The sequence below is a fragment of the Streptomyces sp. NPDC046122 genome, from assembly GCF_056429965.1.
Window position 1 is genome coordinate 449,502 of record NZ_JBWKLQ010000002.1, and the last position, 23,334, is coordinate 472,835.

The 23,334-nt window shown below is 72.4% G+C and carries 18 protein-coding genes; 13 read left to right on the forward strand and 5 right to left on the reverse strand.

The window, feature by feature from the left end; genetic code table 11:
• Nucleotides 1-135 precede the first annotated feature (135 nt).
• A complete protein-coding gene (locus AC07FK_RS06900; protein ID WP_479103234.1) occupies nt 136-2,151 on the reverse strand; it encodes a hypothetical protein in 2,016 nt (671 codons plus the stop codon).
• Between the two features lie 342 nt (nt 2,152-2,493).
• On the opposite strand from AC07FK_RS06900, the gene AC07FK_RS06905 reads away from it, so the two are divergent.
• The 6 genes from AC07FK_RS06905 to AC07FK_RS06930 all read left to right on the forward strand — a co-directional run bounded on the left by AC07FK_RS06905 (nt 2,494) and on the right by AC07FK_RS06930 (nt 12,399).
• Nucleotides 2,494-4,047: a leucyl aminopeptidase gene (locus AC07FK_RS06905; RefSeq protein ID WP_479103236.1), complete on the forward strand. Its 1,554-nt coding sequence runs from the start codon at nt 2,494-2,496 to the stop codon at nt 4,045-4,047.
• Nucleotides 4,048-4,370: 323 nt separating this feature from the next.
• Nucleotides 4,371-5,759 carry a dihydrolipoyl dehydrogenase gene (gene lpdA / locus AC07FK_RS06910; protein WP_479103238.1) on the forward strand — a complete coding sequence of 463 codons (1,389 nt, stop codon included), beginning with the start codon at nt 4,371-4,373 and terminating at the stop codon, nt 5,757-5,759.
• A 53-nt stretch (nt 5,760-5,812) separates the two neighbouring features.
• On the forward strand, nt 5,813-7,621 hold the full coding sequence (gene sucB / locus AC07FK_RS06915) for a 2-oxoglutarate dehydrogenase, E2 component, dihydrolipoamide succinyltransferase (protein ID WP_479103239.1): 1,809 nt from the start codon (nt 5,813-5,815) through the stop codon (nt 7,619-7,621).
• 98 nt (nt 7,622-7,719) lie between these two features.
• On the forward strand, nt 7,720-8,343 hold the full coding sequence (locus AC07FK_RS06920; protein ID WP_479103240.1) for a GntR family transcriptional regulator: 624 nt from the start codon (nt 7,720-7,722) through the stop codon (nt 8,341-8,343).
• 260 nt (nt 8,344-8,603) lie between these two features.
• The gene (gene aceE / locus AC07FK_RS06925; RefSeq protein WP_479103241.1) at nt 8,604-11,273 is read left to right on the forward strand and encodes a pyruvate dehydrogenase (acetyl-transferring), homodimeric type; all 2,670 of its coding nucleotides are present in this window, start codon (nt 8,604-8,606) and stop codon (nt 11,271-11,273) included.
• A gap of 157 nt (nt 11,274-11,430) precedes the next feature.
• Complete coding sequence (locus tag AC07FK_RS06930; RefSeq protein ID WP_479103243.1) at nt 11,431-12,399, forward strand: helix-turn-helix transcriptional regulator; 969 nt, start codon at nt 11,431-11,433, stop codon at nt 12,397-12,399.
• Between the two features lie 13 nt (nt 12,400-12,412).
• Here AC07FK_RS06930 and AC07FK_RS06935 read toward each other — a convergent pair whose 3' ends face one another.
• Nucleotides 12,413-13,339, reverse strand: a complete 927-nt coding sequence (locus AC07FK_RS06935; protein WP_479103245.1) for an SDR family oxidoreductase — start codon at nt 13,337-13,339, stop codon at nt 12,413-12,415.
• A gap of 203 nt (nt 13,340-13,542) precedes the next feature.
• Here AC07FK_RS06935 and AC07FK_RS06940 point away from each other — a divergent pair, with 203 nt between their 5' ends.
• Nucleotides 13,543-14,061: a DUF4240 domain-containing protein gene (locus AC07FK_RS06940; protein WP_479103246.1), complete on the forward strand. Its 519-nt coding sequence runs from the start codon at nt 13,543-13,545 to the stop codon at nt 14,059-14,061.
• A gap of 48 nt (nt 14,062-14,109) precedes the next feature.
• Here the strand turns inward: AC07FK_RS06940 and AC07FK_RS06945 are convergent, their stop codons facing one another.
• The gene (locus tag AC07FK_RS06945) at nt 14,110-15,222 is read right to left on the reverse strand and encodes a PP2C family protein-serine/threonine phosphatase (protein WP_479103247.1); all 1,113 of its coding nucleotides are present in this window, start codon (nt 15,220-15,222) and stop codon (nt 14,110-14,112) included.
• A 75-nt stretch (nt 15,223-15,297) separates the two neighbouring features.
• A complete protein-coding gene (locus tag AC07FK_RS06950; RefSeq protein WP_479103249.1) occupies nt 15,298-15,825 on the reverse strand; it encodes an N-acetyltransferase family protein in 528 nt (175 codons plus the stop codon).
• Between the two features lie 56 nt (nt 15,826-15,881).
• Here AC07FK_RS06950 and AC07FK_RS06955 point away from each other — a divergent pair, with 56 nt between their 5' ends.
• Together AC07FK_RS06955 and AC07FK_RS06960 are read left to right on the forward strand one after the other, a co-directional pair.
• Nucleotides 15,882-16,772 carry a TIGR01777 family oxidoreductase gene (locus AC07FK_RS06955; RefSeq protein WP_479103251.1) on the forward strand — a complete coding sequence of 297 codons (891 nt, stop codon included), beginning with the start codon at nt 15,882-15,884 and terminating at the stop codon, nt 16,770-16,772.
• A 384-nt stretch (nt 16,773-17,156) separates the two neighbouring features.
• Complete coding sequence (locus AC07FK_RS06960) at nt 17,157-18,461, forward strand: NAD(P)/FAD-dependent oxidoreductase (RefSeq protein WP_479103252.1); 1,305 nt, start codon at nt 17,157-17,159, stop codon at nt 18,459-18,461.
• A 142-nt stretch (nt 18,462-18,603) separates the two neighbouring features.
• Here AC07FK_RS06960 and AC07FK_RS06965 read toward each other — a convergent pair whose 3' ends face one another.
• Entirely contained in the window at nt 18,604-20,049 is a 1,446-nt protein-coding gene (locus AC07FK_RS06965) for a regulator (RefSeq protein ID WP_479103253.1), read from the reverse strand.
• A 234-nt stretch (nt 20,050-20,283) separates the two neighbouring features.
• Here AC07FK_RS06965 and lipB point away from each other — a divergent pair, with 234 nt between their 5' ends.
• From lipB to AC07FK_RS06985, 4 genes are all read left to right on the forward strand, one after another.
• The gene (lipB, locus tag AC07FK_RS06970) at nt 20,284-21,081 is read left to right on the forward strand and encodes a lipoyl(octanoyl) transferase LipB (protein ID WP_479103255.1); all 798 of its coding nucleotides are present in this window, start codon (nt 20,284-20,286) and stop codon (nt 21,079-21,081) included.
• 109 nt (nt 21,082-21,190) lie between these two features.
• Entirely contained in the window at nt 21,191-22,156 is a 966-nt protein-coding gene (gene lipA / locus AC07FK_RS06975; protein WP_479103256.1) for a lipoyl synthase, read from the forward strand.
• Between the two features lie 240 nt (nt 22,157-22,396).
• Nucleotides 22,397-22,609 carry an SCO2195 family GlnR-regulated protein gene (locus AC07FK_RS06980; protein WP_453406923.1) on the forward strand — a complete coding sequence of 71 codons (213 nt, stop codon included), beginning with the start codon at nt 22,397-22,399 and terminating at the stop codon, nt 22,607-22,609.
• Nucleotides 22,610-22,619: 10 nt separating this feature from the next.
• Complete coding sequence (locus tag AC07FK_RS06985) at nt 22,620-23,321, forward strand: DUF4191 domain-containing protein (protein WP_479103258.1); 702 nt, start codon at nt 22,620-22,622, stop codon at nt 23,319-23,321.
• Nucleotides 23,322-23,334 lie beyond the last annotated feature (13 nt).

Genomic DNA, 23,334 nt, shown 5'->3' on the forward strand with positions numbered 1-23,334 from the left:
CAGGACGGGTGCGGCGCCGGTGCTGCTGGTCGGGCAGCTCGGCGGGGCCGGGCAGGCGGATGGAGCCGCCCGGGTGGCGGGCAGGCGAGTGGGCCGCCCGGTGGTCGGGCCGGGCGGCCGGGCGGGGCGGACCGGTCAGGCCGGGAGCCGGAGCGTGACCGCCTGCTGGAGCGATTCGGGCGCCGTCCAGGCCGAGCGCTGTCCCGCGTACGCCGCCCCGAACACGCCGGTGCCGACGAGCAGTTGCTTGCGTGTGCCCTCGGGGACGGTGACCGGCGCCACGACCCCCGCGGGCGCCTTGACCGTGACGGTCGCGCCGATGCGGTACGCCGTGACCCTGCCGTCCGCGAGCGCCTTGTCCCACGCGGCGCGGCGGGAGAGTTCCTGGCCGGCTTCCCGGTGGCGCGGGTTGACGACCGGGGTGTTGTCGGCGAAGAGGGCGCGGTAGTCGCCGAGCACGCGGTCCAGGACGGGGTAGAGGATCCGCTCCTCGGCCATGTTGGACTGGTGGACGTAGTGCGGGCGCGGGTCGTTGGCGATGACGTGGCCCAGCGCCGTGCGCGCCTCCTGCGGCGCGATGTGCGTCGCGTAGCCGGTCGCCGGGTCGAGCGGCCGGTCGAGGCACGTCGAGCCGGGATTGGTCTCGCAGACGCCGCTGCCGCCGTCGGCCCTGCTGGTGTAGACCCAGTTGTACTCGTCGGTCATCTCGGCGGCGGTGCCGACGTTGTAGTACACGTTCATCGGGTGGCGCGGCACGGTGAGCGCGTTGCCCACGGCCCGCTGCGACGGTTCGCGCGAGTTGTCGCTCGCCACCCACTTCACGCCGCTGTCGGCGAACGCGCCCGCCAGGTTGGGGTTGTCCACCGGCTGCTGCGGCAGCGTCTTCAGCCCCGAGTGCTCCCCGGTGACCAGCTCGGCCCGGTCGACGGCGATGCCCTTGTTCGCCGCCCAGGCGTGGTTGTTCCGGATCTGGGCGGTGATCTCGGCGCGGCTCATCCACAGCGTGCTGCCCGCCGCGTTCTTCGCGCACCGCCAGGGCACGGTCGAGGTGTCCTGCACGCAGCCGAGGAAGGGGTGCGTGTACGTGTGGTTCACCCAGCGGTACTTCGCCCGGTCGGCCAGCAGCTGCGCGGTGAGGGGGTCGCTGCCGCCGTTCGCGGTTTTCCACGCCTCGCCGGAGCCCGCGTTGTAGACCATGTCGAGGGTGAATCCGGCCCTCTGCTGCCACTCGGCGGCGTACCGCGCGTCCGCCGCGGTCATCCGGATCGGCGCGGTGCCCTCGCCCTCGCCGTTGCCGCAGTCGAAGTCGCCGGGGGTGCAGTTGAGCTCGGTGTCCCAGCGGCTGTCGGGCGCGAAGACGTCGTCGACGTGCACCGAGAAGTAGTTGCGGCTCTGCCCGAGGTGGACGCCCTGGGTGAGCCATTCGACGATGCCCCGGGCGAGCAGCCGGAACTGCCGCTGGTGCCGGTTGTAGGCGAAGGTGACGACCAGCTCGCGGCGTCCGTCGTGGGCGTACTCGCCGACGAGGCTGGCCCGCCCGCCGTCCCCGGCCACCGGCATGTCCAGGTAGCTGGTGTAGCCCTCGCGGGGCCGGCCCGCGTACCCGTAGCTCTCGCCGACGCTGGGCGAGTTGTCCTCGAACTCGACGGCGCCGTCCAGGTAGCCGAAGGGGCCGGCCTTCCCCGCCGGGGTGACCGCCGCCTTCACCCCGTCGAGCGGCCCGGCGTACCCGCCGTCGGTGGTGTAGTCGAGGCCGACGCCGGGATGCGCCCAGCTGTACGCGTCGACCTGCGGGACGCCGTAGGTCCTCTCGTAGGCCGCGAGGGCCGCGGACTCGGCGGAGCCCTCGCCGAACGGGTCCGCGGCGGGCAGCACGACCCCCTGGTACTTGGCGCGCGGCCGGCCGTCCACCGTGTCGGCGAGGAAGGCCGCGTCGATCACCGGCCGCCCCGGCTGGCCGAGCCGTACGACGGTGTACGGGACGCCGGTGCCGCGCAGCTCCGACTCGACCGCGTCCACCGCGTCGCCGCCGTCGTCGACGACCAGCACCCGCAGGTCCACGCGCGGCACGGTGGCCGCCCCCGCGCCGGTCGGCGGCGCCGTCACGGCGAGCAGGCCGCCCACCAGCAGAGCCGCTCCGGTTCTGCCCATACGCCTCTTGTACGCCATGGCGCACCCTCCCCCTGGCCGGTCGCCGCGCACGAGGAATCGGCGGGCGATGTGTGCACATCTCGCCAAGCAAGGAACGGTCACTTGCCGGATCGCCACGAGTGTGACGGAGACCTCATCGCCCGCATCACAAACCTCACAAGGACACCTCTGATGAGTGAACTGCTCGCTGCTGTGATCGAACGGCGCAACCGCGCGTAGGCTCGGCCTTGGCGCTCGTCCGGCCGGGCCGCCTGGCCACCGGGCCACCAGGACACAGGCGCCGGGCACGGCCGACCCCACCCCATCGGCCGAAGAACTCAACGGAAGCGAGATTTCACCACCGTGACTGCTCTCACTCTCAGCACTTCCGGCGCGGCCGCGCTGCGCGCCGACGCCATCGTCGTCGGTGTGGCGAAGGGCGCCGGACCGAAGTCCGGGGACCTGGTCGTGGCACCCGGCGCCGAGGCCGTGGACAAGGCGTTCGACGGAAAGCTCGCCTCCGTCCTGCAGACCCTGGGCGCCACAGGCGGCGAGGGCGAGGTCACCAAGCTGCCCGCGCCCTCGGGCTTCAAGTCGCCGCTCGTGCTGGCCGTCGGCCTCGGCGCGGCACTGGAGAAGGACGACGCGTACAGCGCCGAGGCGCTGCGCCGCGCGGCCGGCGTCGCCGCCCGCGCGCTGACCGGCGTCAAGAAGGCCGGCTTCGCGCTGCCCGTCGAGGCCGTCGAGGACGCCGCCGCCGTCGCGGAGGGCGCCCTGCTCGGCGCGTACGCCTTCACCGCCTACCAGGGCGGCGAGAGGGACGGCAAGGGCGAGAAGTCCGCGGGCAAGGGCGCGAAGCAGCCGCTCGCCGAGGTCGTCGTGCTCGGCGGCAAGCCGCGCGACAAGGCGTTCAAGGCCGCCGCGGAACGCGCGCTGGCGCTGACCGAGGAGATCAACCGCGCCCGCGACCTGGTCAACACCCCGCCGAACGACCTGTACCCCGAGTCCTTCGCCGCCGTGGCCGCCGCCGCCGGCAAGGAGCACGGCCTCAAGGTCCAGGTGCTCGACGAGAAGTCGCTCGCCAAGGGCGGCTACGGCGGCCTCCTGGGCGTCGGTCAGGGCTCCGAGCACGGCCCGCGCCTGGTGAAGCTCGCGTACATGCACCCCAAGGCGGAGAAGACCCTGGCCTTCGTCGGCAAGGGCATCACCTACGACTCGGGCGGCATCTCGCTGAAGCCGGCGGGCCACAACGAGACGATGAAGTGCGACATGGCGGGCGCCGCCGCCGTGTTCGCCGCCGTCATCACCGCCGCCCGCCTCGGCCTGCGGGTGAACGTCACCGGCTGGCTGGCGCTGGCCGAGAACATGCCGTCCGGCACCGCCACCCGCCCCGGCGACGTGCTGCGCATGTACAGCGGCAAGACCGTCGAGGTGCTCAACACCGACGCCGAGGGCCGCCTGGTCCTGGCCGACGCGCTGACCCGCGCCTCCGAGGAGCGCCCGGACGCGATCGTCGACGTGGCGACGCTGACCGGCGCGATGGTGCTGGCTCTGGGCAACCGCACCTTCGGCATCATGGCCAACGACGAGTCCTTCCGCACCGCCGTCCACGAGATCGCGGAGGAGGCCGGCGAGCAGTCCTGGCCGATGCCGATGCCGGTCGAGCTCCGCAAGGGCATGGAGTCCGCGACGGCCGACATCGCCAACATGGGTGAGCGGATGGGCGGCGGCCTGGTCGCCGGTCTGTTCCTCCAGGAGTTCGTCGGCGAGGACATCGTCTGGGCTCACCTGGACATCGCGGGTCCCGCCTACAACGACGGCGGCCCGTTCGGCTACACCCCCAAGGGCGGCACCGGCTCCGCGATCCGCACCCTGGTGTCGCTCGCGGAGCGCACCGCCGCCGGCGACCTCGGCTGATCCTCGCGCTCTCGCCGTAGGTACGGTCGTACGGTCCCGGGCTCGCGTCCGGGGCCGCACGCGCGACCGGACGTACGCAGGAATACGTACGTCCGATTTCGCCTTCAACGAAATCCGCACACCCGTACACCCCAGTAACCCGAGACGGGCGGTCCCGCGTCCGTCTCGGACCCCGGCCCCACGTCCCGCCGTCCGTCAACAAGTGCGAAGATGGGTTCTCGGCAGGACAGGGCCCCCACCACAGGGCCGAATAAAAGCGGCCGAACACCAGCCGCCGCCCGGTCGATGACCGGCGACCGGCGCACATGCATGGAGGACGTGACGTGGCGAACGACGCCAGCACCGTTTTCGACCTAGTGATCCTCGGCGGTGGCAGCGGCGGTTACGCCGCGGCACTGCGCGGAGCGCAGCTGGGCCTGGACGTCGCCCTGATCGAGAAGAACAAGCTCGGCGGCACCTGCCTGCACAACGGCTGCATCCCGACGAAGGCTCTGCTCCACGCGGGCGAGATCGCCGACCAGGCGCGCGAGTCCGAGCAGTTCGGCATCAAGGCGACCTTCGACGGCGTCGACATGGCGGGCGTCCACAAGTACAAGGACGACGTCATCGCCGGCCTGTACAAGGGTCTGCAGGGCCTGTTCGCCTCGCGCAAGGTGACGTACATCGAGGGCGAGGGCAAGCTCTCCTCCCCGACCTCCGTCGACGTCAACGGCCAGCGCATCCAGGGCCGCCACGTCCTGCTGGCGACCGGCTCCGTGCCGAAGTCGCTGCCGGGCCTGGAGATCGACGGCAACCGCATCATCTCCTCGGACCACGCGCTGACGCTGGACCGCGTCCCGAAGTCCGCGATCGTGCTGGGCGGCGGCGTCATCGGCGTCGAGTTCGCGTCCGCGTGGAAGTCCTTCGGCACCGACGTCACCATCGTCGAGGGCCTGAAGCACCTCGTTCCGGTCGAGGACGAGAACAGCTCGAAGCTGCTGGAGCGCGCGTTCCGCAAGCGCGGCATCAACTTCTCGCTCGGCGCCTTCTTCGAGAAGGCCGAGTACACCGCCGACGGCGTCAAGGTCACCCTGGCCAACGGCAAGGAGTTCGAGGCCGAGCTGCTGCTCGTCGCGATCGGCCGCGGCCCGGTGTCGCAGGGGCTCGGTTACGAGGAGCAGGGCGTCGCGATGGACCGCGGCTACGTCCTCGTCGACGAGTACATGCAGACCAACGTGCCCACCATCTCGGCTGTCGGCGACCTCGTCCCCACCCTCCAGCTCGCGCACGTCGGCTTCGCCGAGGGCATGCTGGTCGCGGAGCGCCTGGCCGGTCTGAAGACCGTCCCGGTCGACTACGACGGTGTGCCGCGCGTCACGTACTGCCACCCCGAGGTCGCTTCCGTCGGCATCACCGAGGCCAAGGCCAAGGAGATCTACGGAGCGGACAAGGTCGTCGCTCTGAAGTACAACCTCGCGGGCAACGGCAAGAGCAAGATCCTGAAGACCGCGGGCGAGATCAAGCTCGTCCAGGTCAAGGACGGTGCCGTGGTCGGCGTCCACATGGTCGGTGACCGTATGGGCGAGCAGGTCGGCGAGGCTCAGCTGATCTACAACTGGGAGGCCCTGCCGGCCGAGGTCGCGCAGCTCATCCACGCCCACCCGACGCAGAACGAGGCGATGGGCGAAGCCCACCTGGCCCTCGCGGGCAAGCCTCTGCACTCCCACGACTGATCCAGTCCGGGCGCGACGACCACTTCCGCAATTCGTAAGGAGCAACAGAAACCATGCCGGTTTCCGTAACCCTTCCGGCGCTCGGCGAGAGCGTCACCGAGGGCACTGTCACCCGTTGGCTCAAGGCCGAGGGCGAGCGCGTCGAGGCCGACGAGCCGCTGCTCGAGGTCTCGACCGACAAGGTCGACACCGAGATCCCGGCCCCCGCCGCCGGCATCCTCGCGTCCATCAAGGTCGCCGAGGACGAGACGGTGGAGGTCGGCGCCGAGCTGGCCGTCATCGACGACGGCACGGGGGCGCCCGCCGCCGAGTCCGCCCCGGCTGCCGCCGAGGCCCCTGCCGAGGCGCCCGCCGCCGAGGCTCCGGCCCCGGCCGCCGCCCAGCCGCAGGCCGAGGCCGCGCCGGCCCCGGCCGCCGAGGCCCCCGCCGCCCCGGCCGGCGGCGCCTCCGGTACTGACGTCGTACTGCCCGCGCTGGGCGAGTCGGTCACCGAGGGCACCGTCACCCGCTGGCTGAAGGAGGTCGGCGAGGAGGTCGCGGAGGACGAGCCGCTGCTCGAGGTCTCGACCGACAAGGTCGACACCGAGATCCCCTCCCCGGCCGCCGGCACGCTGCTGGAGATCCTCGTCGGCGAGGACGAGACCGCCGAGGTCGGCGCGAAGCTCGCCGTCATCGGTGACAAGGGCGCGGCCCAGGCCGCCGCCCCGGCCCAGGAGGCCCCGGCCCCCGCCGCCGCTCCGGCTCCCGAGCCCGCCGCCGCCCCCGCACCGGCTCCGGCTCCGGCTCCGGCTCCGGCCGAGGCCGCCGTACAGGCTCCGGCTCCGGCCCAGCCCGCTCCGGCCGCCCCCGCTCCGGCTCCCGCGGCTCCGGCTCCGGCCGCCGCCGCTCCGGCCGCTCCCGCCCCCGCCGCCCCCTCCACGGGCGACGCGGACGGTGCGTACGTGACCCCGCTGGTCCGTAAGCTCGCCGCCGAGAACAGTGTCGACCTGGGCTCGGTCAAGGGCACCGGCGTCGGTGGCCGTATCCGCAAGCAGGACGTCGTGGCGGCCGCGGAGGCCGCCAAGGCCGCTGCCGCCGCCCCGGCTCCGGCCGCCGCCCCCGCGGCCGCTTCGAAGGCTCCGTCCCTCGAAGCGTCCCCGCTGCGCGGTCAGACGGTCAAGATGACGCGCATGCGCAAGGTCATCGGCGACAACATGATGAAGGCCCTGCACACGCAGGCCCAGCTGACCTCGGTCGTCGAGGTCGACATCACGAAGCTGATGAAGCTGCGCAACAAGGCGAAGGACGCGTTCGCCGCCCGCGAGGGCGTCAAGCTGTCCCCGATGCCGTTCTTCGTCAAGGCCGCGGCCCAGGCGCTGAAGGCGTACCCGGTCGTCAACGCCCGGATCAACGAGGACGAGGGCACGATCACCTACTTCGACACCGAGAACATCGGTATCGCGGTGGACGCCGAGAAGGGTCTGATGACCCCGGTCATCAAGGGAGCGGGCGACCTCAACCTCGCCGGCATCTCCAAGAAGACCGCCGAGCTGGCCGCCAAGGCCCGCTCCGGCAAGATCAGCCCGGACGAGATGTCCGGCGCGACGTTCACGATCAGCAACACCGGTTCGCGCGGTGCGCTGTTCGACACGGTCATCGTGCCGCCGAACCAGGTCGCCATCCTGGGCATCGGCGCCACCGTCAAGCGCCCGGTGGTCATCAACCACCCGGACCTCGGCGAGACCATCGCGATCCGTGACATGACCTACCTGGCTCTCTCCTACGACCACCGCCTGGTCGACGGCGCCGACGCGGCCCGTTACCTGACGGCCGTCAAGGCGATCCTGGAGGCCGGCGAGTTCGAGGTCGAGCTCGGCCTGTAACGCTCGTCTCACCAGCGTCCGCGCCCCCGTCCGGAGTTATCCGGACGGGGGCGCCGCCGTATGGTCTAGAGACCGCACACGGCTTGAAGGAGCGCTTCATGACCCCGCCCGTCGTCCACTCGCTGCGCGAGCAGATCCGCGAGCACATCGTGGAGGGGATCGTCAGCGGGCGCTGGAAGCCGGGTGAGCGGATCGTGGAGCGCCGGATCGCGACCGAGCTGGAGGTCAGCCAGACGCCCGTACGCGAGGCCCTGCGGGAGCTGGAGTCGCTGCGGCTGATCGAGTCCGCGCCCAACAAGGGCGTACGGGTCCGGAACCTCACGGCGGCCGACCTGGAGGAGAGCTATCCGGTACGGGCCGGCCTGGAGCAGATCGCGGCCGAGCTGGCGGCGTCCACCCTGGCGGACGACTGCTCGGCGCTGGAGCCCCATGTGACGGCCCTGTACGAGGCGGACCGCACCGCGGACGGAACGGCGCAGGTGCGCCACACGGTCGCCTTCCACCGGGAGCTGGTGCGCGCGGCGGACAACAGCGTCCTGCTGCACACCTGGGAGGGCCTGGGCATCGAGGTCTTCACCGCGCTCTCCATCCGCTGGCTGGGCACGGTCCAGAAGTCGTACGCCGAAGAGCACGAGGCTCTGGTGCAGGCCTTCCGCCGCCGGGATCCGGACATCGGCACCCTGGTGAAGGCCCACGTCCTCGGCTGCGCGCCGCGCGCCTGACACCATCCTTACGGGCGGGGCGGGGGCCGTCCGCACCGCCCGCACCACCCCATATGCCGCGTAACGACGCGGCACCCGGTGCCCCATTTCGCGGCACGGAATGCCAATTTCGTTGTACGGAGAAGTTTTTCGCCTCCAGGCTTTGATCGATCATCGATCAGGGACTTACAGTCGTCGGCGGGTCCACCGACCCACCGCCCTGTCCTGCCAGACAAGGCCCCCCTTTTCTCCACCCCCCTCCTGTCCGGAAGGCGGCCATCATGACCGACCCCGTAGGCATCTCTCCGAGCGAGCTCGACCAGCTCCCGGACCGTGACACCGAGGAGACCGCCGAATGGGCGGCCTCGCTCGACGCCGTCACCAAGGCCGCCGGCCCCCAGCGGGCCGCCTACCTGATGCGCCGCACGCTCCAGCACGCCGAGGGCGCCGGCATCGCGCTGCCGAAGCTGCTGGAGACGGACTACGTCAACACCATCCCGACCCACGCCGAGCCCGCCTTCGACGGCGACGAGGCGATGGAAGCCAGGATCACCGCCTGGAACCGCTGGAACGCCGCCGCCATGGTCACGCGCGGCTCCCGCTTCGGCGTCGGCGGCCACATCGCCACCTTCGCCTCGGCCGCCTGGCTCTACGAGACCGGCTTCAACCACTTCTTCCGCGGCAAGGAGGGGGACGGCTCCGGCGACCAGCTCTACATCCAGGGCCACGCCTCCCCCGGCATCTACGCCCGCGCCTTCCTCGACGGCCGCCTGAACGAGGCGCAGCTCGACCGCTTCCGCCAGGAGTCCGGCGGTGACGGCCTGCCCTCGTACCCGCACCCGCGCCGCCTGCCCTGGCTGTGGGAGTTCCCGACCGTGTCGATGGGCCTCGGCCCGCTCTCCGCGATCTACCAGGCGCGCTTCAACCGCTACCTCGCCAACCGCGACATCAAGGACACCTCGAACTCCCACGTCTGGGCGTTCCTCGGGGACGGCGAGATGGACGAGCCCGAGGCCACCGCGGCCCTCGCGCTCGCCGCCCGCGAGCAGCTCGACAACCTGACCTTCGTCATCAACTGCAACCTCCAGCGCCTCGACGGCCCGGTCCGCGCCAACTTCCGTGTCGTGCAGGAGCTGGAGGGCCAGTTCCGGGGCGCCGGCTGGAACGTCGTCAAGTCGCTCTGGGGCTCCGCCTGGGACGAGCTGTTCCAGCTCGACACGAAGGGCGCGCTGCTGCGCCGCCTGCGCGAGGTGCCGGACGCCCAGTTCCAGACGTACGCGACCCGCGATGTCGCCTACATCCGCGAGCACTTCTTCGGCTCCGAGCCCGCGCTCGTCGAGCTCGGGAGGCTGCTGACCGACGCCAAGATCGCCGAGTGCTTCCACACCTCCCGCGGCGGCCATGAGGCCCGCAAGGTGTACGCGGCGTACAAGGCGGCCGTGGAGTTCAAGGGCGCGCCGACGGTGATCCTCGCGCAGACCGTGAAGGGCTACACGCTCGGCCCGGGCTTCGAGTCGAAGAACGCCAACCACCAGATGAAGAAGCTCTCCGGCAAGGAGTTCCGCGCCATGCGGGACCTGCTGGAGCTGCCGATCCCCGACGCGAAGCTCGACGAGGACCTCGTCCCGTACGGCCACCCCGGAGCCGACTCCCCCGAGGTCCGCTACCTCCAGGAGCGCCGCGCGGCGCTCGGCGGCCCCGCCCCGGCCCGCCGGGTGCACGCCGTCTCCCTGCCCGAGCCGTCCGAGCGCGCGTTCAGCGCCCTGCTGAAGGGGTCGGGCAAGCAGGAGATGGCCACCACCATGGCGTTCGTGCGCCTGGCCAAGGAGCTGATGCGGGACAAGGAGACCGGCAAGCGCTGGGTGCCGATCGTCCCCGACGAGGCGCGCACGTTCGGCATGGAGTCGCTGTTCCCGTCGGCCGGCATCTACTCGCCGCTGGGTCAGACGTACGAGCCGGTCGACCGCGACCAGCTCATGTACTACAAGGAAGCCAAGAACGGCCAGATCCTCAACGAGGGCATCACCGAGGCCGGCGCCATGGCCGACTTCATCGCCGCCGCCTCGTCGTACGCGACGCACGGCGAGCCGATGATCCCCTTCTACATCTTCTACTCGATGTTCGGCTGGCAGCGCACCGCCGACCAGATGTGGCAGCTCGGCGACCAGCTCGGCCGGGGCTTCATCGTGGGCGCGACGGCGGGCCGTACGACCCTGACGGGCGAGGGCCTCCAGCACGCGGACGGCCACTCGCACCTGATCGCGTCCACGAACCCGGCGTCGCTCAACTACGACCCGGCGTTCGCGTACGAGATCGCGGTCATCGTCAAGGACGGCCTGCGCCGGATGTACGGCCCCCAGGCCGAGGACGTCTTCTACTACCTGACCGTCTACAACGAGCCGAAGCCGCAGCCCGCCATGCCGGAAGGCGTGGAGGAGGGCATCGTCAAGGGCCTCTACCGCTTCAAGGAGGCGGCGAACGCCACCGCCGACACCCCGCGCATCCAGCTGCTCGGCTCCGGCACGGCGATCCACTGGGCCCTGGAGGCGCAGGAACTGCTCGCCGCCGACTGGGGCGTGGCGGCCGACGTCTGGTCCGCCACCTCGTGGGGCGAGCTGCGCCGGGACGCGCTGGAGTGCGACGAGGCGCTGCTGCGTGGCGAAGTGCGCACGCCGTACGTCACGCAGGCGCTGGAGGGCGCGCCCGGTCCGGTCCTCGCGGTGAGCGACTGGATGCGCCAGGTCCCCGACCAGATCAGCCAGTGGGTCGAGCAGGACTACTCCTCGCTCGGCACGGACGGCTTCGGCCTCTCGGACACCCGTGAGGCGGCCCGCCGCCACTTCGGCGTCGACGCCCAGTCGATCGTGGTCGCCGCCCTGGCCCAGCTCACCCGCCGCGGCGAGGTACCGGCTTCGGCGGTCAAGGAAGCCCGGGAGCGGTACGGGCTGTAACCCGTACGACGGCCGCTGGGGCCGGTGGGCGCCGCACTTCGGCGCCGGCCGGCCCCTGCGGCTTTCGCCGGCGGGACGGGGCACGGAGAGGGGCGGGGCGGGAAAAAGCCCCGCTCAGCGCCCCCACGCGCCCCCGCCACCCGGCACAATGGCCGCCATGCGCGCAGCCCGCCTCATCAAAATGGTGCTTCTGCTCCAGTCCCGCCCCTCGATGACCGCCGGTGAACTGGCCCGTGAACTGGAGGTCTCGGAGCGGACCATCACGCGGGACGCGCAAGCCCTTTCCGAGGCGGGCGTCCCGGTGTACGCCGACCGGGGCCGGAGCGGCGGCTACCGGCTCATCGGCGGTTACCGCACCCGGCTGACCGGGCTCGCCCGCAGTGAGGCCGAGGCGCTGTTCCTGTCGGGCCTGCCGGGCGCGCTGCGCGAGATGGGCCTGGACGACGCGGCGTCGGCGGCGCGCCTGAAGGTGTCGGCGGCGCTGCTGCCGTCACTGCGCGACGCCTCCGACACGGCCGCCCAGCGGTTCCACCTCGACGCCCCCGGCTGGTACCAGGAGCCGAGGACGCCCGAGCTGCTGCCGACGATCGCGGAAGCCGTCTGGGACGACCGGATGATCACCGGCCGCTACCGGCGCGGCCACGACCGCGAGGTGGAGCGGGACCTCGCGCCGTACGGTCTCGTGCTCAAGGCCGGGGTCTGGTACCTGTGCGCCCGCTCGGGCGAGGACTTCCGGGTGTACCGGATCGACCGCTTCGCCGCCGTGGTCGTCTCCGAGGAACGTTTCGTGCGGGACGAGAGTTTCGTGCTGCCGGAGTTCTGGGAGGAACGGGCGGCGGACTTCGCCCGCTCGATCCTGCGCTCGGAGGTGACGGTCCGGCTGTCCGAGGGGGGCGCGCGGCAGTTGCCGTACGCCGTGGACCGGGCGGCGGCGACCGAGGCGCTGGCGTCCGCCGGCCCGCCGGACGAGCTGGGGCGCGTCACGGTGACCCTGCCGGTCGAGTCGTACGAAGTCGCCTTCGGCCAGCTGTTGTCCCTGGGCCCCGAGCTGGAGGTGCTGGGCCCGCCCGACCTCCGCGAACGCTTCGCGGAGGCGGCGGCCCGTACCGCACGGCTCTACGACTAGCGGGCGGCGCGCTCTAGCGGTAGTCGCTCGCCGGGGCGTCCTTGCCGCCCTGCGAGACCTCCATGATGTACGGCCAGGCGTCCGGCCGGCTGCCGTCCGTGTCCGTGAAGCCGTACACCCGGGCGAGCTGCCCGCTGGACAGCGACTGCCCGTTCCAGCGCGCCCGGCCGGGGTCGGCGGCGAGGGCCGCGACCGCCCGGCCCACGTAGACCGGCGACTCGGCGATCACGAAGTCGGGGACGTCGGCAATCGCGTCGCGCCAGTTCTCCTCGGTGACGCCGAAGGCGTCCAGCATCTCCTCGGAGCGCAGGAAGCCCGGGGTGACGGCCACCGCCGTGCAGCCGACGTCCGCCAGGTCGTGGGCGAGGCCGAAGGCCATCCGGATCGGCGCGGTCTTGGCCAGGTCGTAGTAGAAATTCTCCCGGAAGCGGGGGCGGTTGTACGCGTCCGTCCCGTCGGTCATCTCCACCACGAGACCACCGGGGTGGCGCACCAGCAGGGGCACCGCGACGCCCAGGGTGACAGCGTGGGTCTTCACGCCGAGCTCCAGCATCCGCAGGCCGACCGCGAGGTCCGTGTCCCACATCTTCTTGCCGAATTCGAGCAGGTGGTCACCGCCCCACAGACTGTTGACCAGGACGTCGAGGCGCCCGTGCTCCCGGTCGATCCGCTCGATGAGCGCCCTGACCTGGTCCTCTTCCAGGTGATCGGTCGGTACGGCGATGCCCTCGCCGCCCGCCTCGTTCACCAGCTCGGCCGTCTGCTCGATGGTCTCGCCGGGCCGTCCGACCTCGCTGACGTGCTCGCGGGTGGTGCGCCCCGTGACGTACACCGTGGCCCCGGCCGCCCCCAGCTGGACGGCGATCGCCCGGCCGCCGCCCCTGGTCGCCCCGGCCACCAGCGCGATCCTGCCCCGGAGAGGCGTGTCCTGCTCGCCCATGGCTGCTCCTTCACCTCGGATGCCGTTGTGCCGCTCCGTACGGTTCCGTGCCGTACGGGCACCACACTGGCACCCAAAGGCGACACCTTCTGTCCGGTATACCGCGTCACGCCGCACGCCCGGACGCAGCACGGTAACGACACAGCCGCATCCGGGGTACTGCGCGTGCGTGGGCCTGCGGCAGGCCCGATGCTTGTCCCGTGATGGACGAGACGGAATTCTGGGAGATCATCGACCACACCCGCGAGGCCGCCGAGGGTGACCCCGACGAGCACGCCGACCTGCTGGTCGACGCGTTGCTCCAGCTCGACCCCGACTCCGTGCTCGACTTCGCCAGACACTTCGAGGCCCGCTACAACCGCGCGTACCGCTGGGATCTGTGGGGCGCGGCGGCCGTGCTGCTCGGCGGCGCGGGCGACGGCGCGTTCGACTACTTCCGCTGCTGGCTGATCGGCCAGGGCAGGGAGGTCTTCGAGGGCGCGCTGCACGACCCGGACAACCTGGCCGACCTCCTCGACGACTTCGACGACGAGATCGACGGCGACGGCGAGGAGCTGGGGTACGCGGCGGACGAGGCGTACGAGCAGCTCACCGGCGTCGAAGCGCCGGACCTGGGGGTTCCGTCGCAGGCGGCGGAGCCGGAGGGCTCGGCGTTCGACCTGGAGGACGAGGCGGCCCTGGCCGAGCGCTGTCCACGGCTGTGGGAACGTTTCGGGAAGTAGCCCGCGGGGCTTCTCGGCCAGGGGCCCGGCGTCTCGCCGCGCGACGCCTCAGCCGAGGTGCCCCAGCGCCAGCAGGGCGACGTCGTCCTGCACGTTCTCCGCCTTGCCCGCGAAGCGCACGAGATCCTTGCGCACCGCCTCGTTGAGGGCCATCAGGTCGTCCTCCGGTACGCCGGCGGCCAGCTCCGGCAGCCGCCGGGCCAGCGGGTAGAAGGCGCCCGAGGCGTCCCGCGCCTCCGTCACCCCGTCCGTGTGCGCCAGGACCCGGTCGCCGTGCTCCAGCGGCACGGAGGCCACCGCGACCGGGACCGTTCCGGCCAGCCCGATGCCCAGCGGCGGCGCGGGGTCCACGGTGATCTCGCGCGCCGTCCCGCCCCGCAGCAGCAGGGGCGGCGGGTGTCCGCAGCTGACCACGCGCAGGACGGCCTCGTCGGGCGGGAACTCCAGCACCACGGCCGTGGCGAAGAGCTCCGCGTGCTCGACGGCGGCGGAGTCGACGACCAGCCGCCGGTCCAGCCGCGCGGCGACCCGCGCCAGGTCCTCCTCGTCCAGCACCGCCTCACGGAAGGCCCCCAGCAGCGCGGCGACCGTGGCGACGGCTTCCAGACCGTGGCCCTGGACGTCGGCCACCAGGGCCCGTACGCCGTACGGGCCCTGGCGCACGTCGTAGAGGTCCCCACCCACCAGCAGGCCGCGCTGCGCGGACCGGTACAGCCCCGCGCACCGCACCCGGCCCACGGCGGAGGGAAGCGGCGGCAGGACGGCGAGCTGGGCGGCCTCCGCCACCGTGCGGACCGTCACCAGCTGCTGCTCGCGCCGGGTGCGCACCGCCGAGATGACCACGCTGAGCACGACGACGACGACCACCGCGAGCAGGTCGGGCGTCTCCACGTCCCAGATACGGCGGCCGTACGGCAGGGTCAGCGTCAGGAGGGTGAGGCCGCCGAGCACCGCGACGCTCAGCGGGCCGTAGGCGAGGGCGGCCACCGGGGTGACGGCGACGACGAAGTAGCCGAGCTGGAGGGTCTCCGGCGTGATGATCTGGGCGAAGGTCAGGACGGCCAGGATGATCGCGGGCAGCGCCCTCAGCCACCGCGGCTGGGGTGTGCCCCGGAGCCAGCCGGGCGCTTCCTCCGCGCCCCTGGCGCGCGCGGAACTCATCGGGCCGAGGACCCGCGGCTCATCGCGCGGGTCGTGGGGGCGGGCGGCGTCGGGGAGGTCTCCATACCCCTCCCACTATGGCCCAGGGGGCTGCCGCACGCCCGTCAGCGACCGCCCCATCAGCACGTCGTCGACGTACCTTCCGTGGAGGTGGAACTCGCCCGGCAGCACGCCCTCGACGACGAATCCCTCGGCCTCGTAGAGGGCCCGCGCCGGCGCGTTGTGGCCGAGGACCCGCAGCGTCATCCGCAGGGCCCCCTGGCGCCGCGCCGCCGCGCAGGCCGCGCGCAGCAGCGCCCGCCCGATGCCGCGCCCGCGTGCGCGGTCCGCCACGGCCAGGCCCTGGATCTGCCGCACGTGCGCGTTGCAGGGCAGCGGCGTGGGGACGATCGTGCGGAGGTAACCGACGACCGCTCCGTCCAGCTCGGCCACCAGGTAGTGCTCGGGCAGGTGTGCCGCGTCGAAGAAGGGGCCGTACGGCGGCTGCGGTCTCGGCTGAACGGAGTGCAGTGGTGACCAGGTCTCCCGGTCGAGCGCGGCCAGTTCCTTCTCGTCGGCCGCCGTGGCGGGACGTATCACGTGTGCGGCAGTGGGCTCCGGCATGGCCGCCACTGTGCCATCCGGTCCCGGTGGGCGGGGATCCGGGGGAGGATGGCGGCATGCGGATCGCGGTCACCGGCTCGACCGGTCTTATCGGTACGGCGCTCGTGCGCTCGCTGCGCGCGGACGGACACGAGGTGCGCCGGCTGGTGAGGCGCCCGGCCGCCGGCCGGGAAGAGGTGACGTGGGACCCCAAGCGGAGTTACGTCGACGCCGACGGGCTGGCCGGGTGCGAGGCCGTCGTCCACCTCGCGGGGGCGGGCGTCGGTGACCACCGCTGGACCGACTCGTACAAGAGGGAGATCCGCGAGAGCAGGGTCCTCGGCACGGCCGCGATCGCGGAGGCCGTCGCTTCCCTGGACACGCCGCCGAGCGTGCTCGTGTGCGGTTCGGCGATCGGGTTCTACGGCGACACGGGCGACCGCGCGGTGGACGAGGAGGCACCGCCCGGCGAGGGCTTCCTGCCGTCCGTGTGCGTGGACTGGGAGGAGGCCGCCGCTCCGGCGCAGGAGGCGGGGGTGCGGACGGTGTTCGCCCGTACCGGACTCGTGGTGGCACGCGAGGGCGGGGCGTGGGCGAGGCTGTTCCCGCTCTTCAAGGCGGGGCTCGGCGGGCGGCTGGGGTCCGGCCGCCAGTACCAGAGCTACATCGCGATGCACGATCAGGTCGCGGCGCTGCGCCATCTGATCGACACCGAGTCGCTCTCGGGGCCGGTGAACCTCACGGCCCCGGGGCCGGTGACGAACCGTGAGATCACCGAGGCGATGGGGCGGGTGCTGAAGCGGCCCACACTCTTCACCGTCCCCGCGTCGGCGCTGCGGCTGGCGCTGGGCGAGTTCTCCTCGGACGTCCTGGTCAGTCAGCGGGTGCTGCCGCGGCAGTTGGAGGAGTCGGGCTTCTCGTTCGCGTTCCCGCGCATCGACGACGCGCTGCGGGCGGCGTTGCGCTGATCCCGGCCGGACGTCCGGTGGCGGGGCGGGCGAGTCCCCGATGCCTCGTGGAGCGAGTGGGCGGGTGGGCGAGCAAGTGACCAGGCCGCCTCGTCAGCACGGCCGTCACCGCGTCACCCCGCCACCCCGTCACCGCGTCACCGCGTCACCGCGTCACCGCGTCACCGCGTCACCGCGTGAGTAACTGACCGATTCTGGCCAAATCCTGTCCGCCTCGCGACCATTTCTCTCCGAGTGCGCTCCGGTTGTGCTCCGATGCCCCGGGCGATGCGCGACTGCGCGCGCCCCGCGTCCACTTCTACGCTGCAACCCGAACTCGGGCATTCCGTGGACCTGTCGGGGGCATGAGCCCCCCACAGTCACGCCGACCTCGGGGAGGGACACGTGCTCACCACCGCACACCACGCGGACGTCGTCATAGTGGGGGCCGGGGTCGCCGGCCTCTCCGCGGCGCACCAGTTGACCAGCGCCGGAGTGACGGTCGGCATCCTGGAGGCGGCCCCTCGGGTCGGCGGAAGAATGGCCACCGAGGAGATCGACGGGTTCCGGCTCGACCGCATCGGCCAGGTGCTCAGCACCGCCTACCCGGAACTGCTCCGGACCCCGGGCCTCGAAGGGCTCGCACTGCGGACCTTCTCCCCCGGCGTCCTCGTGCACAGCGAGGGCCGCCACTACCGCGCCGGCGAGGCGGGGAGCGCCCGAGGCGCGCTCAGCGCCGCGCGGGCCCTGGCCGGCGCGCCCCGCCCGCCGTTCGGCGGCGCGCTCGACCAGGCACGGCTCGGCGCGGCCCTCGGCCGGCTGGCGGGGACGCCGGTGAACCGGCTGACGGCCCGGCCCGAACGGACCGCCGCCGAAGCACTGTCCGGGCGCGGACTGCCGTCCCGTACGGTCAACGGCTTCCTGCGCCCACTGCTCTCCGCGCTGCTCAGCGATCCCGGACTCACCACCTCCAGCCGGTGCGCCGACCTCGCGCTGCGCGGCTTCGCGCGCGGCAGGCTGTGCGTACCGGAGGGCGGGGCCTCGGCGCTGCCCGAGCTGCTGGCGGCCACGCTCCCGCCGGGGACCGTCCGTACCGGGGTACGGGTGACCGGGGCCTCGACCACCTCGGTCACCACCGAGGAGCACGGCGCGTTCGGCTGCCGCGCCCTGCTGCTGGCCACCGGGGCCCGGGCCGCCGCCAGGCTTCTGCCGGGGCTCCGGGTGCCGGGCTTCCACCAGGTGACGGTGGTGCACCACGCCGCGCCCGCGTCCCCGCTCGCGGACCCCGCCCTGCTGCTGGACGCCGACCGGAGCGGTCCCGTCTCGCACACGGCGGTGCTCAGCGAGGTCGACCCGTCACGCGCGCCGCGCGGCCGGTCGCTGATCTCCTCCACGGTCCTCGGCACGCCGCCGCCGCACCCCGACCACGCGGTGCGGGCACACCTGGCCCGGTTGTACGGCGTGTCCACCGACGACTGGGAACTCCTCGCGGTCCACCACGACCGGGAGGCGGTCCCGGCCATGCCGGCGCCGCACGACCTGCGCCGCCCGGTGCGGCTCCTCTCGGGCCTGTACGTGTGCGGTGACCACCGGGAGACGAGCACGGTGCAGGGGGCGCTGCACTCCGGCCGCCGGGCCGCGCGCGAGATCCTGCTCGACTTCGGCATCCAGCCGGGCTACGCGACCCAGGCGCTGCGCGAGGCCGCGTAGGCCCGCGGGCCCTCCGCCGCGCGGACGGCTCGGCCCCGCCCGGCCGCCCCACCGGACGGCCCGAGGCGGAGCGGCCGGCGGAACGGCGCCGCCGGGCACGGGGAATCCGCCCGCCCCCGGCAGGCGCCGCCGGGCGCGTGGGTCACCCCAGCGCCGCCACCCGGTCCCGGTAGGTGCGGACCGCCACCGCGTCGCGGTACGGCTCCAGCCGCTTCTCGAAGTCCCGCACGTACTCCAGCGCCCGCGCCGACCGCATCTCGGTGGCCTGCTGGGCCGCCTCGGCGCCCAGCGAGCACGCCTGGTCCAGCTCCCCGAGACCCAGCCGCGCGGTCGCCAGCACCACACGGCAGAACAGTCGGCTGCGGGCGTACCCGGGCGAGCGGAGCTGGAGCGAGCGCTCCGCGTGCTGGGCCGCCGCGCGGTACTGCTGGAGGTCCCGGTGGCAGTGCGCGAACTCGTCCGCCAGCTGGGCCTCGTCGAAGAAGCGCGCCCAGTGGGGCAGTTCGTCCCCCGGCCGCGCCGCCTCCATCGCGCGTTCCGCCCGTACGAGCGAGGCCGTGCACGCCCGGACCTCGCCCAGCACGCCGTGCCCGCGCGCCTCCGCCGCGTGGAGCAGCGCCTGGACGACGGCCGGCGCCGCGCTGCCGACGCCCTGCTGTGCGACCCGCGCCAGCTGCACGGCCTCCCGGCCGTGGCCGAGGTGGACCGCCTGCCGGCTCATGGTGACCAGGACGTACGACCCGTACGGCCGGTCGCCCGCCGCCTGCGCGAGGCGCAGCGCCTGGACGAAGTACCGCTGGGCGAGGCCGTGCGCGGCGATGTCGAACGACGTCCAGCCCGCCAGCCGGGTCAGGTCCGCGGCGGCCCCGAAGAGCCGCCGCCCGGTCGCCTCCCCGTACGTGCCTCTCAGCATCGGTTCGGTCTCGTGCTCCAGGTAGCGCACCAGGGCCTGGCGGGCGTGCCCGCCGCCGTAGGCGTGGTCGAGCGTCCGGAACAGCTCGCCGACCGAGCGCAGCGCCGCGATGTCCCCCATGGTCACGCGCTGCCCGGGTCCGCGGTCGGTCTGCCGCTGACGCGGCAGGACGGCGCGGCCCTGTGCCGGCACCCGTGCGCCGTTGGCCGGCTGCGGGTCGCCGCGGGCGACCCGGTCGTCCGCCCGCCCGATCAGCCAGTCCCGGCTCGGCACCACGAGCCCGGCCGGGGTGAACGCGATCTTGCGCAGCTCGGCGTGGCTGCCGGAGTCCTTGCGCCAGAGCCCGCTGACGATGTCGACGGCCTCCTCGGGTCCGGCCGCGAACTCCAGTCCGGCGTAGACCGGCGCGCAGGCGTCGAGCCCGAGGTCCTGGGCGGTCAGCCGCCGGCCGAGGCGCCGGGTGAAGACCTCGGCGATCAGCGCGGGCGTGGTGCCTCTCGGCTGCTGGCCGCGCAGCCAGCGGGTCACGGATGTCTTGTCGTACCGCAGGTCGAGGCCGTGCTCCAGGCCGAGCTGGTCCACCCGTCGGGCGAGGCCCGCGTTGGAGAATCCCGCTTCCGCGATGAGCGCGGCGAGCTGGCGGTTGGGCGTGCGCTGCGGGGGTCGTTCCGTCATCAGCTGTGCGGTCTCCTGCCTTCTGGGCGCCCGGGCAGCAGCCCTCATGGAACGGCGCGAATTTAGCGGCCCCCGCCGTCCGCTCCGGCCCCTTCGACCCGCATTCATCCGATCGTGTGAGGATTTGTGGCGACGCTGACGAAAACGACCTGCCCGGTGACCCCGCTCGGAGCGGTCGTACAGTGGCTGAGGCGCGCACAACGCGCTGGTTGTCGGTTCGAGGGAGGCGTTGCCGTGAGTGAGCTGCGGTTTGTCCGACTGGGGTTCGGCGCGCATGCGGTCGAATACCAGGAGGCGTGGCAGAAGCAGCGCGAGGTGCACGCGGCACGGTTCACGGACGAGGTTCCGGACACCTGCCTGCTCCTCGAGCACCCGCCGGTCTACACGGCCGGACGGCGTACGCAGGACAGCGAGCGCCCGCTCGACGGCACGCCCGTGGTGGACGTGGACCGGGGCGGCAAGATCACCTGGCACGGCCCCGGCCAGCTCGTCGGCTACCCGATCATGAAGCTGCCGCGCCCGGTCGACGTGGTGGCGCACGTCCGCCGCCTGGAGGACGCCCTGATCCGCACCTGCGCCGACTTCGGCGTGGAGACGAGCCGGGTCGAGGGCCGCAGCGGCGTCTGGGTGCTGGGCGACCCGGTGGAGCAGCGGCCGGCGATCGGCGGGCTCTCCCTGGACTTCGATCCGCGGCTCCAGGACGACGAGTTCGACCCGAGGCTGAACGGTCCCGAGTACGCCCCGTCCAACGCCGGCCAGCGCCGCGAGGACCGCAAGCTCGCGGCCATCGGCATCCGGGTCGCCAAGGGCGTCACGATGCACGGCTTCGCGCTGAACGTGAACCCGGACAACACCTGGTTCGACCGGATCGTCCCGTGCGGCATCCGCGACGCGGGCGTCGCCTCGCTCGCGGGCGAGCTGGGCCGGGACGTGACGATCGACGAGGTCCTGCCGGTCGTCGAGAGGCACCTGAGGGACGTGCTGGAGAACGCGGATCTCGCCCCTCGCCCCGTCGAGAAGGCCACCGCCTAGCTCCCCGGGAATGCCGACCGATGGCCATGGGTTGGCGAGACGTAATCCCATACAAATATCGGGCGTACCCTGGTGGACGCCGAAGAATCGAAGTCGTAGGGAGCCGGACGTGTCCGCAGTCGCACCCGACGGACGCAAGATGCTGCGCCTGGAGGTCCGGAACAGCCAGACCCCCATCGAGCGCAAGCCCGAGTGGATCAAGACCCGGGCGAAGATGGGCCCCGAGTACACCAAGATGCAGGCGCTCGTGAAGGGCGAAGGACTGCACACGGTGTGCCAGGAGGCCGGCTGTCCGAACATCTACGAATGCTGGGAGGACCGCGAGGCCACCTTCCTCATCGGCGGCGACCAGTGCACCAGGCGCTGCGACTTCTGCCAGATCGACACCGGCAAGCCCGCCGCGCTCGACCTGGACGAACCGCGCCGTGTGGGTGAGTCCGTCGTCACGATGGACCTGAACTACGCCACGATCACCGGCGTCGCGCGCGACGACCTGGAGGACGGCGGCGCCTGGCTGTACGCGGAGACCGTGCGCCAGATCCACGCGATGACCTCGGAGCGAGAGGCCGGCCGCACCAAGGTCGAGCTGCTGATCCCCGACTTCAACGCGGTCCCCGAGCAGCTGGCCGAGGTCTTCTCGTCCCGCCCGGAGGTCCTCGCCCACAACGTGGAGACGGTGCCGCGCATCTTCAAGCGCATCCGCCCCGGCTTCCGCTACGAGCGCTCCCTCGAAGTGATCACGCGCGCCCGCGAGGCCGGCCTGGTCACCAAGTCGAACCTCATCCTGGGCATGGGCGAGGAGCGCGAAGAGGTCAGCCAGGCGCTCCAGGACCTGTACGACGCGGGCTGCGAGCTCATCACGATCACGCAGTACCTGCGCCCCTCGCCGCGTCACCACCCCGTCGAGCGCTGGGTGAAGCCGCACGAGTTCGTGGAGCTGAAGGACGAGGCCGACAAGATCGGCTACTCCGGCGTGATGTCCGGGCCGCTGGTCCGTTCGTCGTACCGCGCGGGCCGTCTGTTCGGCCAGGCGATGGAGCGGCGCGCGGCGCTGTCCGCCACGCCTACCGTGTGAATCCCGGCACAAGTGATTACTGGCCAGTAATGGCCAATACGGCGCGGCCCGCACCGTCCCCGCAGGTAGGGGGACCGTGCGGGCCGCGCCGTCGTTTCAGCCGTACGTGTCATCGGTTCATGGGTGTTTGACCGCCCGGTCATGCGCTGGTAACACCAATCAGTGACCCTAGGTTTACGCACAGCTGCACTTCCGCACCTTCCCGTACCCGAGTCACCACTCCGAGGGGGGACCCACACCATGCAGGCCGCGACACCCGTCCGCGCTACCGCCGTCCCGTCCGTCACCGACGCCCTGCGCGCCGTCGAGTCCCTGCTCATGGGCGGCGGACAGCGCACCGCACGCCGAAACGCCTGGACATCGGTGCTCGAGGACCGGCGCAGGGCGAAGGACCGGGTCGAGGCGCAGCACGTACTGGAGGCCGTGGCGGGCCGGACTTCCCAGGCAACGTAAACTTCACAGCATGGCGAGGAAGGAACGCGCAGACAACGCGGACACTGCGAACCCCGGGCGACTCAAGCAGATTGCCCTGACCTACAAGATGACCCGGCGGGCCGACTCCAAGATCGGTCTCGTTCTCGCGGGTGTGGGCATCGTCACGTTCGGTGTCTTCCTCGCGATCGGCTTCTTGATCGATCACCCGGTCTATCTGGGCATTCTGGGCTTCCTGCTGGCTTTCCTCGCGATGGCGATCGTCTTCGGACGCCGTGCCGAGCGAGCCGCCTTCGGGCAGATGGAGGGACAGCCGGGCGCTGCGGCCTCCGTCCTGCAGAACGTCGGGCGCGGCTGGTCGACGACTCCCGCGGTGGCGATGAACCGCAACCAGGACGTCGTGCACCGGGCCGTCGGCAAGGCCGGCATCGTCCTGGTGGCCGAGGGCAACCCGAACCGGCTGAAGACCCTGCTGGCGGCCGAGAAGAGGAAGATGGCGCGGATCGTGGTGGACGTACCGGTCCACGACATCATCGTCGGCAACGACGAGGGTCAGGTGCCGCTGAAGAAGCTGCGCACCACGATGATCAAGCTGCCGCGCGTCCTCACCGGCCCCCAGGTGACCACGGCCAACGACCGGCTGCGCGCGATGGGCGACCTGATGTCGAACATGCCGCTGCCGAAGGGGCCGATGCCCAAGGGCGGCCGCATGCCGCGCGGAAAGATGCGCTGACCTCTCCCGCCCG

What these genes read in the sequence shown, in the direction of transcription:
- AC07FK_RS06920 (WP_479103240.1), top strand. Translation starts at nt 7,720, where the DNA reads ATGACCCCGCCCGTCGTCCACTCGCTGCGCGAGCAGATCCGCGAGCAC.
- AC07FK_RS06935 (WP_479103245.1), bottom strand. Translation starts at nt 13,339, where the DNA reads ATGGGCGAGCAGGACACGCCTCTCCGGGGCAGGATCGCGCTGGTGGCC.
- aceE (WP_479103241.1), top strand. Translation starts at nt 8,604, where the DNA reads ATGACCGACCCCGTAGGCATCTCTCCGAGCGAGCTCGACCAGCTCCCG.
- AC07FK_RS06965 (WP_479103253.1), bottom strand. Translation starts at nt 20,049, where the DNA reads ATGACGGAACGACCCCCGCAGCGCACGCCCAACCGCCAGCTCGCCGCG.
- AC07FK_RS06900 (WP_479103234.1), bottom strand. Translation starts at nt 2,151, where the DNA reads ATGGGCAGAACCGGAGCGGCTCTGCTGGTGGGCGGCCTGCTCGCCGTG.
- AC07FK_RS06985 (WP_479103258.1), top strand. Translation starts at nt 22,620, where the DNA reads ATGGCGAGGAAGGAACGCGCAGACAACGCGGACACTGCGAACCCCGGG.
- AC07FK_RS06950 (WP_479103249.1), bottom strand. Translation starts at nt 15,825, where the DNA reads ATGCCGGAGCCCACTGCCGCACACGTGATACGTCCCGCCACGGCGGCC.
- AC07FK_RS06955 (WP_479103251.1), top strand. Translation starts at nt 15,882, where the DNA reads ATGCGGATCGCGGTCACCGGCTCGACCGGTCTTATCGGTACGGCGCTC.
- AC07FK_RS06980 (WP_453406923.1), top strand. Translation starts at nt 22,397, where the DNA reads ATGCAGGCCGCGACACCCGTCCGCGCTACCGCCGTCCCGTCCGTCACC.
- sucB (WP_479103239.1), top strand. Translation starts at nt 5,813, where the DNA reads ATGCCGGTTTCCGTAACCCTTCCGGCGCTCGGCGAGAGCGTCACCGAG.
- AC07FK_RS06930 (WP_479103243.1), top strand. Translation starts at nt 11,431, where the DNA reads ATGCGCGCAGCCCGCCTCATCAAAATGGTGCTTCTGCTCCAGTCCCGC.
- AC07FK_RS06945 (WP_479103247.1), bottom strand. Translation starts at nt 15,222, where the DNA reads ATGAGTTCCGCGCGCGCCAGGGGCGCGGAGGAAGCGCCCGGCTGGCTC.
- AC07FK_RS06940 (WP_479103246.1), top strand. Translation starts at nt 13,543, where the DNA reads ATGGACGAGACGGAATTCTGGGAGATCATCGACCACACCCGCGAGGCC.